The organism is Psychroflexus montanilacus (genome assembly GCF_020164535.1).
In the GTDB taxonomy this organism is placed as follows: domain Bacteria; phylum Bacteroidota; class Bacteroidia; order Flavobacteriales; family Flavobacteriaceae; genus Psychroflexus; species Psychroflexus montanilacus.
In genome coordinates this window covers 213,008-228,524 of record NZ_JAIQZC010000002.1, presented here as the reverse complement: position 1 = coordinate 228,524, position 15,517 = coordinate 213,008, and the positions used below count along the sequence as shown (strand labels likewise).

The window sequence follows — 15,517 nt, the reverse complement described above, 5'->3', positions numbered from 1 at the left end:
TACTTACATTTGCATCAAATATAAATAATCTATGCAGTTGCAAAACCCTACCTTTTCAAAAATGAGGTTTCCTTTAATTTTGTTAAGTCTTTTTTTGGTTTTATGTGCCTGTCAAGACAATTCTAAGCTGAATTCTGATGCTGAAGCTATAGACATTGAGCTTGAAGTGGAACGCTTCGACCTTGAATTTGCAAAAGCAAATGCAGGAGATTTGCCAGAACTCAAATCAAATTATCCAAAACTTTTTCCAGATCAAATACCAGACAGCCTCTGGGTGGCTAAGATGCAAAGCGATCTTCAACAAGAAATCAATACTGAGGTCAAAGAAAGTTTTCCTGATTTTAAAGAAGAAGCTGAAAGAATCGAGCATTTTTTCAAATACGTTAAATACTATTATCCTGATTTTGAAATACCAACTGTTTTTACTTTGGCCGAAGAGGTGAATTATAGACAAAAGCTGGTATTGACTGAAGATGCCTTATTGATTTCGCTTGATAATTATCTTGGTAAAAACCATAAGTTTTATAAAGGTTTAGCTCAGTATATTGCGTTTCAACAAGATAAAGACTTCTTAATTTCAGACCTTGCGGAAGCTTTCGCTAAACAAAAAATGAGCAGAAAACGTTCCAGAACATTTTTATCGGATATGGTTCATCATAGCAAAGTGTTGTACCTTAAAGACCTGTTGATGCCTTTTGAATCTGATGCTGCCAAGATTTATTATTCAGAAGATCAAATGAGATGGGCAGAAGAAAATGAAACCCAAATTTGGTCTTTTTTTGTTGAACGAAATTTAATTTATTCAACAGATAATCGGTTGGAAGATAGGTTTATCAACCTTGGGCCGTATTCCAAATTTTATTTGGAATTGGACAATGAGTCCTCTCCAAGAATTGGGCAATACATAGGATGGCAAATTGTGAAAGCTTATATGGAAAAGTATCCTAATACAAACATAAATGAGCTTCTAGAACTCGAAGCGGATGTTATTTTTAAAAAATCAAAATATAAACCCTAGTTATGATTGAAAAAAAGTCTGAAATTAAAATAAATGTCACTACAGACGAAAACAGAATTCCAGAAAAGTTAACCTGGTCTGCTCAGGACGGCGGCATAGATAATGAAGAGGCCAAAGCGGCTTTTCTTAGCATTTGGGATCACAAAGCACAGGAAACTTTGCGCATTGACCTCTGGACGAAAGAAATGCCAGTGGATGAAATGAAAAAATTCTTTCACCAGATTTTTGTAGGAATGACAGATACTTTCCAAAGGGCTACAGATGATGAAAAAATGACAGCAACTATGAAAGATTTCTGCGATTATTTTGCAGAAAAATTGGACATAAAAGACGCGCAAAGTGGTAAGAAATAAATCTTTAATCTTTGTTTACAATGCCAATGCTGGTTTCAGTAATGCTTTACTGGATAGCGCTCATAAAGTATTGAATCCAAATACTTATGAATGCAAATTGTGTGAACTTACTTTTGGAGTTATTTCAGAAAACAAAAAGTGGAAGGCGTTTAGGAAGCAAAGTGATATGGAGATGATTTTTCTGCATAAAGACGAATATCAAAAGAAGTTCAAGTCTAAGTTTGAAAAACTCTATGACCTTCCTGTGGTTTTATTCCAGGATAATTACGAATTAAGCCTTGTAATAGGCAAAGATGAGCTAAATCAAATTGAGGATGTTGAACTTTTAATTGAGAAAATAAAGTCCAGAGTTCAATTAAATTAAGGTGTCATTGATGCTTTGTATATAATTCAATATTTCATCGCGACCTGTTTGATGTGCAGATGAAGTAACAAAATAAGGCGGTAACTCTTCCCAGGTTTCCATGAGTTTGGATTTGTAGTTGGCTATGTTTTGTTCTAAAGCTTGGGGTTTCAGTTTATCAGCTTTGGTAAAAACAATAGAAAAGGGGATAGTATTCATGCCCATCCACTCCAGAAATTCCAAATCTATTGGCTGTGGCTCGTGTCTGCAGTCTATCAAAATGAATGTGTTGACAAGTTGCTGACGTTTTTCAAAATAGGCCGTGATGTACTTTTGAAATGTTTTTTTCTCCTTCTTGCTCACTTTGGCATAACCATAACCAGGTAAATCAACAAGATGCCAATTTTCATTGATCAAAAAGTGATTGATAAGTCTGGTTTTGCCTGGCTTTCCAGAAACTTTTGCTAAATTCTTTCGTCCTGTGAGCATATTGATCAACGAAGATTTCCCAACATTACTACGACCAATAAAAGCATATTCTGGTAAATGCGAATTCGGACATTTGGTCACATCCGAATTACTGACCACAAACGTTGAAGTTTTAATTTTCATAAAGTGAGGCTTTAGAATTTTCTTTTCTCAAGCCATGCGTACAGAACTTTGTTAAACTCCTCTGGATGTTCCATCATCGCTGCATGTCCGCATTTATCGATCCAAAATAATTCGGAGTCAGGTAAAAGCTTATCAAAATCTTCGGCAACCTGCGGTGGAGTGACTTCATCTTGTCTTCCCCAGATAATGCAAGTTGGAGTTTGCATATTTGGAAGGTCTTTGGACATGTTATGTCTTATGGCACTTTTGGCAATAGACAAAGTTCTTATTAGCTTGCTTCTGTCATTTACAACACTATATACATCATCTATGATTTCCTGAGTAGCTACCTCAGGATTGTAGAATACGTCCTGAGCTTTCTTTTTGATATATTCATAGTCTCCACGTTTTGGATAACTTTCGCCCATAGCGCTTTCGTAAAGTCCAGAACTTCCTGTTATAACAAGGGCTTTTACAATCTCAGGGTATAGTTTTGTAGTTAGTAAACCTATGTGTCCGCCAAGAGAATTTCCAACCAATATCACCTGGCCATAAGATTTGAAATCTATGAATTCCTTGACGTATTTCGTAAGATTTTTGATGTTGGTATTCAATAAGGGCATGTCGTAAAGTGGCAATTCTGGTACCACCACCTTGTATCCTTTTTCAGGGAAATAACTCATAACCCCGTCAAAGTTACTTAAGCCACCCATTAGTCCGTGCAAAATGACTATAGGAGTACCTTCACCTTTTTCAAAGTATTTAAACTTGCCTTCTTGCGATATATGTTCTTCCATCAGGTTTTCAAAATTTCAAAACCCAAATATAAAGATATTTGAATAAGAAACCCCTACAGTTTTAGGGACTTGTGAATTCAAAAGGTAATTGAGTGTGAATTAGACTTTTATAATCAGTTTAAGAGTAAAAAAGTACGAGTTTTATCTCAAATCAACCTCAGAAATAAGAATTATTTACTTTATCCACAGCCATTTAGCAATTTTTAGAATTGCTGAAACCTTCTGTAATTACTACTATCAACAAGTCTTAAAGACTTCTAAGGGAAAAAGTTATCCACAATGTGGTAGAAAGTGGTAAAATGTGGTAAAAATTTCAATATATTTGAAATTGAAATCAAACCAATCATGAATACCCTTATAGGATCTTATGAATGCAAAGTTGACACAAAAGGTCGACTTATGCTACCATCTGGCTTGAAAAAGCAGATGCTTCCTATCATAGAAGAGGGCTTTGTGTTGAAACGTTCTGTGTTTCAGCCATGTTTGGAATTATACCCGATGAGCCAATGGAACGCTCTGATGGACAAAATGAACGGTTTGAACCGGTTCAATAAAAAGAACAATGATTTTATACGAAAATTTTCTGCAGGGGTAAAGGTTATAGATGTAGATGCCAATGGACGATTACTGATACCAAAGGATTTGATCAGTTTTGCGTCTATAGACAAAGAAATCGTAGTCTCTTCTGCTATCAATATCGTAGAGATTTGGGATAAGGAAAAATATGAATCTGTCATTAGCGATTCTGAAGACTTCGCAGATTTAGCTGAAGACGTAATGGGAATTGATACTAATGAATGAAGCTTACCACATCCCTGTATTGCTTAAGGAAAGCGTAGATGGCATGGCTATAAAGCCGGATGGCATCTATGTGGATGTAACCTTTGGTGGCGGTGGGCATTCAAAAGAAATCTTATCTCGGCTCGGAGAGCATGGGAGGCTTTATGCTTTTGATCAAGATCAGGATGCTCAAGAAAATGCTATTGCTGATGATCGGTTTACGCTGATTCAGGCCAACTTTAGATTTATAAAGCGCTTTTTAAAATTGGAGGGAGTGAAGAAAGTTGATGCTATTCTTGGAGACTTTGGGGTGTCTTCTCATCAGTTTGATGAAGGCGAAAGAGGTTTTTCCATTCGATTTGATGCAGAATTGGATATGCGTATGGATCAGCATACTGGGTTAAGTGCTTCAGAGTTGATCAATACATATTCTGAGGAGCAGATCTCTCAATTACTTTGGCAATATGGAGAAATCAAAATGTCCAGAAAGCTGGCGAAAGCAATCGTTCAGGAAAGAGCAATAAAGCCTATTCAATCTACTTCGGAATTGAATGCGCTGCTTACTCCTTTTTTTCCACCTACCAAAGTGAATAAGTTTTTAGCTCAGGTCTATCAAGCGATACGAATTGAAGTGAATCAGGAAATGGAAGTGCTGAAGGAGTTTTTGCTTCAAACACCAGAATTAATCAAAAAAGGGGGGAGACTGAGTTTGATCTCTTACCATTCTTTGGAAGATCGCTTGGTGAAGCGATTTATAAGAGATGGTAAATTTTCTGGAGCGCCGGAAAAAGACTTTTATGGAAATATGCTGGTTCCTTTCAAAAAGCTTGGAAGACTGGTAACCCCAAGTCAAACGGAAATGCTGCAAAACACAAGATCTAGAAGTGCAAAATTGAGAATAGGCGAAAAATTATAAACATGTCAAATGGATTGGGAGACATATTGAAAGGTAAATTTTTGGTAAGCGAAGGTGCTTATGCCAACTGGGCTTTTATAGTCTTTTGCGCTTTACTTGCCATTATAATGATTGCCAGCTCGCACAGTGCTGAAAGGAAAGTATATAAAGTAGCTGAATTGAATCAGCAACTAAAAGAATTGAGGAGTGAATTTGTGGATACTCGTAAGACCGTGATGCAGCAAAAAATGGAATCCAACGTTGCTAAGAAAATGAAGGAACGTTCCATCGGTTTATCCGATAAGCCACCCTATAAAATCCTTGTAAAGTCCAATTAGAATGACAACAGACAAAAGCATTTTAAGGAGGTTTTACATTTTAGCCACTGTGCTAGTGCTTGTATTCCTAACGATGGGTTACAAGCTCTTTGACATTCAAATTATTGAAGGTCAGAAGTATAAAGACTTAGCTCAGGAAACTGTCTACAAAAACTTTAGTATAGAGCCAAATCGTGGAAATCTTTATGACACGAATATGAATTTATTGGCAACTTCAGTGCCTAAATACGATATCAGATTTGATGCAGTAACAGTTTCAGAAGCAAATTTTCAAAAATACGCTTCAGCTTTAGCTACAGAATTATCAAAAACACTTGGAAACTCTAAAAGTTATCACTTACAAAAATTGAAGAGAGCCCGAGAAATCAAAAACCGGTATTTGTTGATTGCTAAACAATTGGATTACTCAGAATATATAGCCATGCGCGAGTTTCCACTCTTCAATCTTGGACCTTATAAAGGAGGGTTTATTGCAGAACAATCCACAGTTCGGGAAAATCCGCTAGGAAAAATTGGAGAACGTACAGTTGGTTTTGGCAATGTCGGACTAGAAGGGGCTTTTGATGAGTATCTCAAAGGCAAGCAGGGCAGAAGACTCAAACAAAAAATAGCCAAAGGCCAGTGGAAGCCAATCAGTGATATTAATGAGGTTGAGCCAGAAGACGGCTACGACGTTATTTCCACAATTGATGTAAATATTCAGGATGTTGCACACCATGCTCTTTTGGAGCAGCTCGAACATTTTGAGGCCGATCATGGCAGTGTAGTCGTCATGGAAACTAAGACTGGAGAAATTAAAGCCATGTCCAATCTGGGCCGCATAAAAAATTCTAACAAATATTACGAGAAACTCAACTATGCTGTGTATGAGCCTCATGAGCCTGGGTCAACTTTTAAACTCATGAGTTTGGCAGCAGCTCTTGAAGATAAAGTGATCGACACAAGCTCTGTTTACGACACAGAGACAGGTATGGTAAAATTCTACGATAGAAAAGTTTACGATTCTAAGCGTGGGGGTTACGGTAAAATTTCCATGGCCGAAGCTTTTGAAGTCTCTTCCAACACCGCATTCGCAAAAATGATTAATGATAACTACAAAGACCAACCAGGACGTTTTGTAAATCGCCTTTACAATATGGGGCTTAATGAAAAAATTGGTTTAAGAATTAAGGGAGAGGGTCAGCCAAAAATTCCTCACCCTAATGATTCTAACTGGTATGGGACCACTTTGCCTTGGATGTCTTTTGGTTACGGTGTGTCCTTAACTTCTTTACAAACCCTAACCTTCTACAATGCTATTGCCAATGATGGTTTAAAAATAAAACCAAAATTCATAAAACAAGTAAGGGATAAACATTCACTCATAGAATCTTATACGGAACCTGTAATAGATGGCAGTATTTGTTCTCAGGAAACTGCTAAACAACTTCAAAGCTTGATGGGTAGAGTTGTAGACAAAGGTACTGGTAGTAATATTCGTCATTCCAACTTCAATATGGCTGGAAAAACAGGAACCTGTCAGACCGAATATTGGATAGAATCTGGCCGGTATATTTCCTCCTTTGTTGGCTATTTTCCAGCGGAGGAGCCAAAATACTCCTGCATAGTGGTTATTCATAAACCAAATCCGAAAATCGGCTACTATGGAAGCACAGTAGCTGCACCAGTTTTTGCTAAAATCGCTCAAAAGATTTATATCGATACTCCGCTTAAAGATGAAATTTCTAAAGAAGAAGCTTTCAATACTAAAGTAGCTAGCAAAAAATATGAGGAATATTTTGAAGTTTCTCAAAAATACAAGACAGTGATGCCGGACTTAACAGGGTATCCAGCAATGGATGCTGTTTCTATATTAGAAAATCTTGGTCTTAAAGTGAATTTAATCGGTCAAGGAAAAGTTCAAAAACAATCAATAAAAAGCGGAACAAAAATAACAAACAGCCAACGCGTAAATTTAATTTCAAGTTGAAAATCTTAAAAGACATACTCTATAAAGTACCAATTGAATCTGTAAAAGGTCCAACTGCAATTGATATCAAAACCATTCAGTTTGATAGCCGTTTGGTGAATTTGCAGGATACTTTTGTCGCGATAAGAGGCGCTGCTGCAGATGGTCATTTATTTATAGATGCTGCCATTTCTAAAGGAGCTCAGTCTGTAGTTTGTGAAGACCTTCCTTCTGAATTAGCTCCAGGAATCACTTATATTCAAGTAAAAGATACTAGAGAGGCTTTAGCTGTAATGGCTTCTAATTTTTATGAAAACCCCTCTGCCAATTTAAAACTTGTGGGAGTCACAGGAACCAATGGTAAAACGACGGTGAGTTCTTTGCTTTATCAACTATTTAAATCGCTTGGATTTAAAGTTGGATTGATTTCTACTGTGACTATCAAAGTTGATGACAAAGAGTTCTCAACCCAATTGACTACTCCAGATTCTTTAACCATCAATTCATACCTCAAAATGATGAATGAAGTTGGTGTAGAGTTTTGTTTTATGGAAGTGAGTTCTCATGGTATTGCTCAACATAGAACTCTAGGGCTTGACTTTGCTGGAGGAATTTTCACTAATCTTTCTCAAGACCATTTGGATTATCACAAATCCTTTGCTGAGTATAGAGACGTGAAGAAACGGTTTTTTGATCAGTTACCTAAAAATGCTTTTGCCATCACCAATATTGATGATAAAAACGGAAATTATATGCTTCAGAATACCAAAGCTAAAACTTATGGATATGGAGTTAAAAACCTTACCGACTATAAAGTTAAAGTACTGGAAAAGAGCTTTTCTGGACTTAAGCTGAACATCAACGGCAATGAAGTTTGGTCAAGGTTTATAGGAGATTTTAATGCTTACAATCTACTGGCAGTTTATGCTGCGGCAGATTTGCTTGAAGTAGAAGAACTGGAGAATCTTCAGACCTTGAGTCAATTGAAGCCTGTGGACGGAAGATATCAGCATCACATTTCTGAAACTGGAATCCATGTGATTGTGGACTATGCTCATACTCCAGATGCTTTGAAGAATGTCTTGCAAACTACCAATGACATCAGGACTCGTAATGAGGAACTGATTACCGTAGTAGGTTGCGGAGGAGATCGTGATAAAACTAAAAGACCGCAGATGGGTAGGATTGCTGGAAACTTGAGTACCAAAGTCATTTTTACCAGTGATAATCCCAGGACAGAAGATCCAGAAGAAATAATCACAGATATTGAAAAGGGAGTAGAACCTCAGGATGTCTTCAAAACACTGAGTATTACTTCCAGACAACAAGCCATTAAGACTGCCTGTAGCTTGGCCCAAAAGGGAGACATTATTTTGATAGCAGGCAAAGGACATGAAACTTATCAAGAGGTTCATGGAGTGAGATCAGATTTTGACGATTTGAAAATTGTGAAAGAGTTATTAGCTCAATTTAAGAAATAAGATATGTTATATTATTTATTTGAATTTTTGGAAAACAACTACGATCTCCCTGGAGCTCGTCTGTTTCAGTACATATCTTTCAGAGCAGCAGCAGCTATCATTCTATCGCTTTTGATATCTACCATTTTTGGTAAGCGCATCATCTTGTTTCTTCAAAGAAAACAAATTGGCGAAAGCGTAAGGGAGCTTGGGCTTGAAGGACAAAAGGAGAAAGCTGGAACACCAACCATGGGAGGGTTGATTATCATTTTCTCAACACTTATTCCTGTTTTGCTCTTGTCTCAGCTCGATAATATTTACATTATTCTTTTGATAGTAACCACCATCTGGATGGGAGCTATTGGATTTTTGGACGATTACATCAAAACTTTTAAAAAGAATAAAGAAGGTTTAAAGGGTAGGTTTAAAGTCATAGGCCAGGTTGGTTTAGGATTATTTGTGGGTGCCGTTATGTACTTTCATCCGGATGTGACCGTAAGACCAGATAACAAAGTAACGACGACCAACAACATACAAGTGATTTCTGAAACTTCTCCAGAAGAGAAATCAACAACGACTACCATCCCGTTTTTTAAAAATAACGAACTGGATTATTCCAAGGCAATCTCATGGGTGAGTGAAGGTGCGGCCTCTTATGCATGGCTTATTTTTATTCCTATCGTCATCTTTATAGTGACCGCGGTTTCCAATGGTGCGAATCTTACAGATGGCATCGATGGACTGGCAGCGGGGAGTTCAGCCATAATTGTGCTCACGTTGGGGATCTTTGCATGGGTGTCTGGTAACATTATATTCTCAGATTATCTCAATGTCATGAACATCCCCAGATCTGGAGAGATGACCATTTTTATTACCGCCTTCGCGGGTTCCCTGGTAGGGTTTTTATGGTACAATACGTTTCCAGCTCAGATTTTTATGGGAGACACAGGAAGTTTGACCATTGGTGGTATCATAGCGGTGATCGCTATTGCTACGCGTAAAGAACTTTTGATTCCTATTCTCTGCGGAATATTTTTTCTAGAAAGTTTATCTGTGATCCTGCAAGTGAGCTGGTTTAAATACACCAAAAAGAAAAGTGGAATTGGGCGGCGTGTTTTTTTAATGTCTCCAATTCATCACCATTACCAAAAGCTTGGTTTTCATGAATCTAAAATTGTCGTTCGGTTTTGGATCATAGGGATTTTGTTAGCCGTCATTACCATCGTTACACTCAAAATCAGATAAAATGGATAAACTAGTCATTTTAGGTGGAGGTGAAAGTGGTGTAGGAGCTGCCATTCTTGGTAAGGACAAGTCGTATGATGTTTTCTTATCAGATTTTTCCATGATAAAACCTAAGTTCAAAACGAAATTGAATTCAGAAGGAATTGATTTTGAGGAAGGTGGACACAGTATTTCGAAGTTAGAAGAGGCTGACTTGATTGTGAAAAGCCCAGGAATATCTGATGATCTCCCGCTTATTCAAAACTTGAAGAAAAAAGGGATTAAACTTATTTCCGAAATTGAATTTGCTTCCTGGTTTACTGATGCCAATTTGATCGGAATCACTGGATCCAATGGTAAAACCACAGTCACTAATATGGTGTTTCATATTTTGAAGAATGCAGGACTTTCTGTTTCAATGGCGGGTAATGTCGGGTTTAGTTTTGCGGAGCAAGTAGCTAGAAAAAGCGTTCATAACTATGTATTGGAACTGAGTAGTTTTCAATTGGACGGGATTGAAAGCTTCAGGCCACACATAGCCATTTTAACCAGTATTACACCCGACCATTTGGATAGATACCATAATAACTTTCAAGAATATATAGAAGCAAAATTTAATATCACTAAAAATCAAACCGAGGAAGATTATCTCATTTACAACAAAGATGATGACGTGATTTATACCTGGTTAGCGCATAATACAACAAAAGCTAAGTTGATTCCTTTTTCCATGGCAACTATCGTTGAAGATTTATCAGCTTTTATTGAAGACAACAAGATTAATATCAAACTCAACCATAATTTATTTACTATGTCAGTAAGAGATTTAGCCGTAAAAGGCGACCATAATACAAGAAATGCAATGGCAGCATCTACTGCTGCAAGATTGCTGAAAATCAGAAAACAAACCATCCGGGAAAGTATGGAAAGTTTTCACGGGGTGGAGCACAGGCTAGAACAGCTGGGAAAAATCAATAAAGTAGCTTTTATTAATGATTCTAAAGCTACCAACGTGAATGCTACATTTTATGCTTTGGACAGCATGAACGCCCCTACGGTTTGGATTGTTGGAGGTGTAGATAAAGGAAATAAATACGAAGATTTACTTGCTCTGGTCAATGAAAAAGTAAAAGCCATTGTGTGTTTAGGAATTGATAATCAAAAAATTTACGATGCCTTCAGTAATTGCGTAGATACTATTATTGAAACTTCCCACATGAATGACGCTGTCAATAAAGCATATGAATTGACAGAAGAAAATGATGCTGTGCTTTTATCGCCTGCATGTGCAAGTTTCGATTTGTTCGAAAATTATGAAGACAGAGGAAGACAGTTTAAGAATGCAGTACAACGCTTAAAAAAGTAAAGCTTAATGTCAACAAACACTGGAATTAGAGAGTTTTTTAAAAGCATAAAAGGCGACAAGATGTTATGGTCTGTGGCTGCGCTTTTGGCTATCTTTTCCTTTATTCCTGTTTATAGTGCTTCAAGTAATCTGGCTTATCTCAACGGAGCCAGTGGTAGCACCTTTGCTTATTTGGTGAAACATTTTATTCATCTGGTACTAGGTTTTTCTATACTGTATGCGACTCATAAAATTCCGTACAGATACTTCAGAGGATTATCTATCATTTTATTGCCGGTAGTGATTATCTTATTGATCGTTACTTTGTTTCAGGGGACAACTATGCAAGGCGCCAATGCAAGTCGATGGATACAAGTACCGATTGTGAACTTTTCCTTTCAAACCTCCACTTTAGCATCGGTTGTTTTACTCATTTATGTAGCCAGGTATTTATCAAAAATTAAAGATACAGCTTACACATTCAAAGAAACTATTCTGCCACTCTGGGTTCCAGTCTTTTTAGTGGTAGGACTTATCCTTCCAGCCAATTTATCTACAGCAGCCATCATCTTTTTTATTGTGTTGCTGCTCACTTTTGTTGGTGGATATACACTCAAGTACACAGCAGCAGTTGTAGGAGTAGGAATGCTAGCTTTAGTTTTATTTGGCTTAACGGCCAAAGCCTTTCCAGACTTGTTTCCCAACAGAGTGGATACTTGGATCAGTAGAGTAGAAAGTTTTACACAGGACGAAAACACACGAGAACAATATCAAGTTGAAAAAGCTAAAATTGCTATAGCTACTGGAGGAATTACAGGAAATGGTATAGGGAAAAGCGTACAGCGCAATTTTTTACCTCAATCGTCATCAGATTTTATTTATGCCATTATTGTGGAAGAAATGGGCATGGTTGGCGGTATTGGAGTCATACTCGCTTACTTGTTTATGCTGTATCGCATAGCGATAATCGTCACCAAATCAGAAACAACCTATGGCAGGTTGCTTGTCATTGCAGCGGGAATCCCTATCATATTTCAAGCTTTTATCAACATAGCTGTAGCTGTTGAATTTTTCCCCGTTACAGGTCAAACTTTACCCTTGGTAGGAAGTGGGGGAACGTCCATTTGGATGACATGTCTGTCTCTGGGCATCGTTATAAGTGTAAGTGCTAATAACGAAGTGAATGCTACTGCTGAAGCTAAGCAGAAAGAAAAAGAAGACAATCTAGCGATTGAGAATCCATTAGAAGTCTTAAGCGAAACCATATGAGTGCAAAACGATACATGATTTCTGGAGGAGGAACTGGTGGACATATCTACCCGGCCATCGCTATTGCAGAAGAGTTGAAAGAGAGATATCCTGATGCTAAGTTTTTATTTGTTGGTGCTAAAGATAAAATGGAGATGACCAAAGTGCCAGAAGCAGGCTTCAAAATTGAAGGACTGTGGATTTCTGGAATTCAGAGAAAACTCACTCTCACAAACTTGATGTTTCCTTTTAAGCTAATCAGTTCTATGCTAAAAGCTAAAAAACTGATCAAATCGTTTCAACCCAATGTAGTAATTGGTACTGGTGGATTTGCCAGCGGACCCTTGCTAAAGGTGGCTTCTAGCCAGGGTATTCCAACTTTGATTCAAGAACAAAATGCCTATGCTGGCATTACGAATAAATGGCTGGCCAAAGACGCCAATTCTATCTGTGTGGCTTACGAAGGCATGGAGAAATTTTTTCCAAAACAAAAAATAGTTGTTACAGGAAATCCCATCCGAAAGGACCTGCTGGAAGTGAATAGTAAAAAGGAATTTGGACTGAAGTATTTTCAGTTGGATCCTACAAAGAAAACATTATTGATTGTTGGTGGGAGCCTGGGTTCACAGCGTATCAATGAATTAATTGCAAGTCAGTTGTCTATGTTTCAGGCTGAAAACCTTCAGGTGTTATGGCAATGCGGGAAATTATATTACGATAGATACAAATCATTAGAAACTAAAGCTATCAAAGTTTTGAAGTTCATTTCAAAAATGGATATGGCTTATGCTGCAGCAGATGTTATCATTTCCAGAGCCGGTGCCGGCGCTGTAAGTGAATTGAGCCTGGTGGGAAAACCAGTGCTTTTTATCCCTTCTCCAAATGTGGCAGAAGATCATCAAACTAAAAACGCCAGGTCCATCGAAGATAAAGATGCAGCATTAATGCTAAAAGAAAGTGATTTGGACGATAAATTTCAGGAGGTTTTCAAGAGTTTGATCAATGACATTGAATTGCAAAAGCGACTCTCTAAAAATATTATCACTTTGGCTAAACCTTTGGCTACAAAAGCAATAGTTGATGAAGTGGAACGTATAGAACATGAATTAAAATGAGAGAAATAAGTCAATATACACATGTATTTTTAATCGGTATCGGAGGTATCGGTATGAGTGCTTTGGCTAGATATTTCAATCAAAAAGGCTTGAACGTTTCTGGTTATGACAGAACAGAAACTGACTTGACCAAAGCATTAGTAAATGAAGGAATTGAAGTAGTATATTCTGAAGCTGATGAGCGTCAACTTAAGAAGCTATCAAAATCAACTACTCTTATTATTTACACGCCAGCAATTTCGAAACTTTCAAAATTCTTCGCGTATTTCAAGCATCAGAATTTTGAAATGCATAAGCGATCAGTTGTACTTGGTAAAATCACAAAAGATCTGCCAACCTTAGCCGTTGCCGGAACGCATGGTAAGACGACAACGTCTGCGATTTTGGTTCATATTTTAAAGGCAAGCGGTATCAAGTTGACTGCTTTTTGTGGTGGCATACTTCAAAATTATATGACCAATTATATCGGAGATGGCGAAGAGGTAGTTGTTGTGGAAGCCGATGAATTTGATAGGTCATTTTTGCAATTACATCCTACTGCAGCTGTCATTAACTCCATGGATGCCGATCATTTGGATATTTATGAAACTACCGAAAAGCTTGTAGAGACCTTTAAAGAATTTTCGAGACTGGTTCCGAAAAATCATTTATATGCCAAAAGTGGGTTGGATCTGGAGGCCCAATTTATAGCCATAGAAGATGAGGCAGAGGTTCAGATTAAGAATATTAAAATCACAGATGGAAGTTATGTCTTCGACTTTATAAAAGAAGAGCATCGCTTGAAAAACCTGAAATTTCATTTACCAGGCCGCCACAACTTATTCAATGCAGCTGCTGCATTAGCTTTAGCAATCGATTTTAAACCTGAGCTGGCAAATGAATTTGGAAAAGCTTTAGCTACTTTTGAAGGTGTTCAGCGACGATTCAATTACGTGTATAAGTCAGAGGATTTAGTAGTTATCGATGATTATGCACATCATCCTATGGAAATCGATGCTGTATATCAAGCCATTTCAGAAATGCATCCTGATAAAAAATCAGTAGTTATTTTTCAGCCTCATTTATTTTCCAGGACTAAAGATTTTGCTGAGGGCTTTGCTCAGAGCTTAGCTCTATTTGATAAGGTGTATCTCTTGGATATTTACCCAGCGAGGGAAGAGCCTATTGAGGGAATTTCGTCAGAGTATCTTTTGAACTTAATCCAGCATTCATCGAAACAATTGATAACTAAAATTGATATTCAAAATAGAATTGAGAACGCCGATAATGAAGTGATCGTAATGCTTGGAGCAGGAGATATAGGAGTAGAAGCAAGAAACATTACAAATTACCTGCATGAAACGAGTTAATCTACATACCATAAGACTGATTTTGATCCTGGGGATTCTTTTCTTCTTGGTTGGTTTTGCAAACCATCGCCAGAAATTAAAGCCTGTAAAAGCAATAAATGTTGAGCTTTTGGATGCCTCCAAGATTTTCATTACAGAAGCAGAAGTTGAAGATTTATTAGAAGAAGTGCTGGCATCTAACGGAGATTCGTTGATAAATGAACAACGTTTGGCCACTTTTGAACATGCACTGAACGCCAACGAAATGATAAAGTTATCGGAAGCATTTTATAGTCTCGATGGAACACTTTCAGCAAGAATCATACAACGGGAACCTATCGCCAGGATAAGAGATAAAGGATTTTATTATTTAGATACAGAGGGATTGCCAATGCCATTATCTTCAAACTACTCATCGCGAGTGCCTTTGGTGTCTGGAGTAAGTCCAAAAGAATTACAAGAAGTTTATCCACTTTTGAAGAAAATAGAGGCGGATGATTTTTTAAAAAAACATATCATTGCAATCCGAAAAATAGCAGAAAAAAGCTATGTTTTGGAGGTTCGGGATCAAGGATATTTAGTCAATTTTGGTCAAATTTCTTATCTTGACAAAAAGTTGACCAACTATAAAGTTTTTTATTCAAAAGCTTCGGAATACAAAAAATTAGATGACTATAAACGCATAGATTTGCAATTTGGTAATCAGGTAGTATGTACAACAAAGTAATAATCTA

At 37.3% G+C, this 15,517-nt stretch carries 16 protein-coding genes; 14 read left to right on the top strand and 2 right to left on the bottom strand.

Translation table 11 applies throughout. The annotated features are described in order from the left end of the window. Nucleotides 1–61 precede the first annotated feature (61 nt). Genes gldB through LB454_RS07835 form a run of 3 tightly spaced genes read left to right on the top strand, consistent with a single transcriptional unit; the run spans nt 62 to nt 1,735 of the window. Complete coding sequence (gldB, locus tag LB454_RS07845; RefSeq protein WP_456099360.1) at nt 62–1,018, top strand: gliding motility lipoprotein GldB; 957 nt, start codon at nt 62–64, stop codon at nt 1,016–1,018. Between the two features lie 2 nt (nt 1,019–1,020). Continuing rightward, a complete protein-coding gene (gene gldC, locus LB454_RS07840) occupies nt 1,021–1,371 on the top strand; it encodes a gliding motility protein GldC (protein ID WP_224464115.1) in 351 nt (116 codons plus the stop codon). Further along, nucleotides 1,358–1,735 (top strand): GTPase, encoded by a 378-nt coding sequence (locus LB454_RS07835; protein WP_224464114.1) that lies wholly within the window; start codon nt 1,358–1,360, stop codon nt 1,733–1,735. The genes gldC and LB454_RS07835 overlap by 14 nt, the downstream gene beginning before the upstream one ends. Here LB454_RS07835 and yihA read toward each other — a convergent pair. Further along, a complete protein-coding gene (yihA, locus tag LB454_RS07830; protein ID WP_224464113.1) occupies nt 1,727–2,326 on the bottom strand; it encodes a ribosome biogenesis GTP-binding protein YihA/YsxC in 600 nt (199 codons plus the stop codon). The two genes, LB454_RS07835 and yihA, sit on opposite strands and share 9 nt — an antisense overlap. 11 nt (nt 2,327–2,337) lie before the next feature. Further along, a complete protein-coding gene (locus LB454_RS07825) occupies nt 2,338–3,102 on the bottom strand; it encodes an alpha/beta fold hydrolase (RefSeq protein ID WP_224464112.1) in 765 nt (254 codons plus the stop codon). 345 nt (nt 3,103–3,447) lie between these two features. On the opposite strand from LB454_RS07825, the gene mraZ reads away from it, so the two are divergent. The 11 genes from mraZ to LB454_RS07770 are packed head-to-tail and all read left to right on the top strand — an operon-like array spanning nt 3,448 to nt 15,510. Further along, nucleotides 3,448–3,903, top strand: coding sequence for a division/cell wall cluster transcriptional repressor MraZ (gene mraZ / locus LB454_RS07820; protein ID WP_224464111.1), 456 nt, complete (start codon nt 3,448–3,450; stop codon nt 3,901–3,903). Next, nucleotides 3,896–4,798, top strand: a complete 903-nt coding sequence (gene rsmH / locus LB454_RS07815) for a 16S rRNA (cytosine(1402)-N(4))-methyltransferase RsmH (protein WP_224464110.1) — start codon at nt 3,896–3,898, stop codon at nt 4,796–4,798. The genes mraZ and rsmH overlap by 8 nt, the downstream gene beginning before the upstream one ends. A 2-nt stretch (nt 4,799–4,800) precedes the next feature. Continuing rightward, nucleotides 4,801–5,115 carry an FtsL-like putative cell division protein gene (locus LB454_RS07810; protein ID WP_224464109.1) on the top strand — a complete coding sequence of 105 codons (315 nt, stop codon included), beginning with the start codon at nt 4,801–4,803 and terminating at the stop codon, nt 5,113–5,115. A 1-nt stretch (nt 5,116) separates the two neighbouring features. Then, complete coding sequence (locus LB454_RS07805) at nt 5,117–7,084, top strand: penicillin-binding protein (RefSeq protein ID WP_224464108.1); 1,968 nt, start codon at nt 5,117–5,119, stop codon at nt 7,082–7,084. Then, on the top strand, nt 7,081–8,544 hold the full coding sequence (locus tag LB454_RS07800; protein ID WP_224464107.1) for a UDP-N-acetylmuramoyl-L-alanyl-D-glutamate--2,6-diaminopimelate ligase: 1,464 nt from the start codon (nt 7,081–7,083) through the stop codon (nt 8,542–8,544). The genes LB454_RS07805 and LB454_RS07800 overlap by 4 nt, the downstream gene beginning before the upstream one ends. Nucleotides 8,545–8,547: 3 nt before the next feature. Next, nucleotides 8,548–9,768: a phospho-N-acetylmuramoyl-pentapeptide-transferase gene (gene mraY, locus LB454_RS07795; RefSeq protein ID WP_224464106.1), complete on the top strand. Its 1,221-nt coding sequence runs from the start codon at nt 8,548–8,550 to the stop codon at nt 9,766–9,768. A gap of 1 nt (nt 9,769) precedes the next feature. Next, nucleotides 9,770–11,113: a UDP-N-acetylmuramoyl-L-alanine--D-glutamate ligase gene (gene murD, locus LB454_RS07790; protein ID WP_224464105.1), complete on the top strand. Its 1,344-nt coding sequence runs from the start codon at nt 9,770–9,772 to the stop codon at nt 11,111–11,113. Between the two features lie 6 nt (nt 11,114–11,119). Further along, on the top strand, nt 11,120–12,361 hold the full coding sequence (locus tag LB454_RS07785; RefSeq protein ID WP_224464104.1) for an FtsW/RodA/SpoVE family cell cycle protein: 1,242 nt from the start codon (nt 11,120–11,122) through the stop codon (nt 12,359–12,361). After that, nucleotides 12,358–13,455, top strand: a complete 1,098-nt coding sequence (murG, locus tag LB454_RS07780; protein ID WP_224464103.1) for an undecaprenyldiphospho-muramoylpentapeptide beta-N-acetylglucosaminyltransferase — start codon at nt 12,358–12,360, stop codon at nt 13,453–13,455. The genes LB454_RS07785 and murG overlap by 4 nt, the downstream gene beginning before the upstream one ends. Continuing rightward, nucleotides 13,452–14,804, top strand: a complete 1,353-nt coding sequence (gene murC / locus LB454_RS07775) for a UDP-N-acetylmuramate--L-alanine ligase (protein WP_224464102.1) — start codon at nt 13,452–13,454, stop codon at nt 14,802–14,804. The genes murG and murC overlap by 4 nt, the downstream gene beginning before the upstream one ends. Then, the gene (locus LB454_RS07770) at nt 14,791–15,510 is read left to right on the top strand and encodes a cell division protein FtsQ/DivIB (protein ID WP_224464101.1); all 720 of its coding nucleotides are present in this window, start codon (nt 14,791–14,793) and stop codon (nt 15,508–15,510) included. The genes murC and LB454_RS07770 overlap by 14 nt, the downstream gene beginning before the upstream one ends. Nucleotides 15,511–15,517 lie beyond the last annotated feature (7 nt).

What these genes read in the sequence shown, in the direction of transcription:
- gldB (WP_456099360.1), top strand. Translation starts at nt 62, where the DNA reads ATGAGGTTTCCTTTAATTTTGTTAAGTCTTTTTTTGGTTTTATGTGCC.
- gldC (WP_224464115.1), top strand. Translation starts at nt 1,021, where the DNA reads ATGATTGAAAAAAAGTCTGAAATTAAAATAAATGTCACTACAGACGAA.
- yihA (WP_224464113.1), bottom strand. Translation starts at nt 2,326, where the DNA reads ATGAAAATTAAAACTTCAACGTTTGTGGTCAGTAATTCGGATGTGACC.
- LB454_RS07825 (WP_224464112.1), bottom strand. Translation starts at nt 3,102, where the DNA reads ATGGAAGAACATATATCGCAAGAAGGCAAGTTTAAATACTTTGAAAAA.
- mraZ (WP_224464111.1), top strand. Translation starts at nt 3,448, where the DNA reads ATGAATACCCTTATAGGATCTTATGAATGCAAAGTTGACACAAAAGGT.
- rsmH (WP_224464110.1), top strand. Translation starts at nt 3,896, where the DNA reads ATGAATGAAGCTTACCACATCCCTGTATTGCTTAAGGAAAGCGTAGAT.
- LB454_RS07810 (WP_224464109.1), top strand. Translation starts at nt 4,801, where the DNA reads ATGTCAAATGGATTGGGAGACATATTGAAAGGTAAATTTTTGGTAAGC.
- LB454_RS07805 (WP_224464108.1), top strand. Translation starts at nt 5,117, where the DNA reads ATGACAACAGACAAAAGCATTTTAAGGAGGTTTTACATTTTAGCCACT.
- mraY (WP_224464106.1), top strand. Translation starts at nt 8,548, where the DNA reads ATGTTATATTATTTATTTGAATTTTTGGAAAACAACTACGATCTCCCT.
- murD (WP_224464105.1), top strand. Translation starts at nt 9,770, where the DNA reads ATGGATAAACTAGTCATTTTAGGTGGAGGTGAAAGTGGTGTAGGAGCT.
- LB454_RS07785 (WP_224464104.1), top strand. Translation starts at nt 11,120, where the DNA reads ATGTCAACAAACACTGGAATTAGAGAGTTTTTTAAAAGCATAAAAGGC.
- murG (WP_224464103.1), top strand. Translation starts at nt 12,358, where the DNA reads ATGAGTGCAAAACGATACATGATTTCTGGAGGAGGAACTGGTGGACAT.
- murC (WP_224464102.1), top strand. Translation starts at nt 13,452, where the DNA reads ATGAGAGAAATAAGTCAATATACACATGTATTTTTAATCGGTATCGGA.
- LB454_RS07770 (WP_224464101.1), top strand. Translation starts at nt 14,791, where the DNA reads ATGAAACGAGTTAATCTACATACCATAAGACTGATTTTGATCCTGGGG.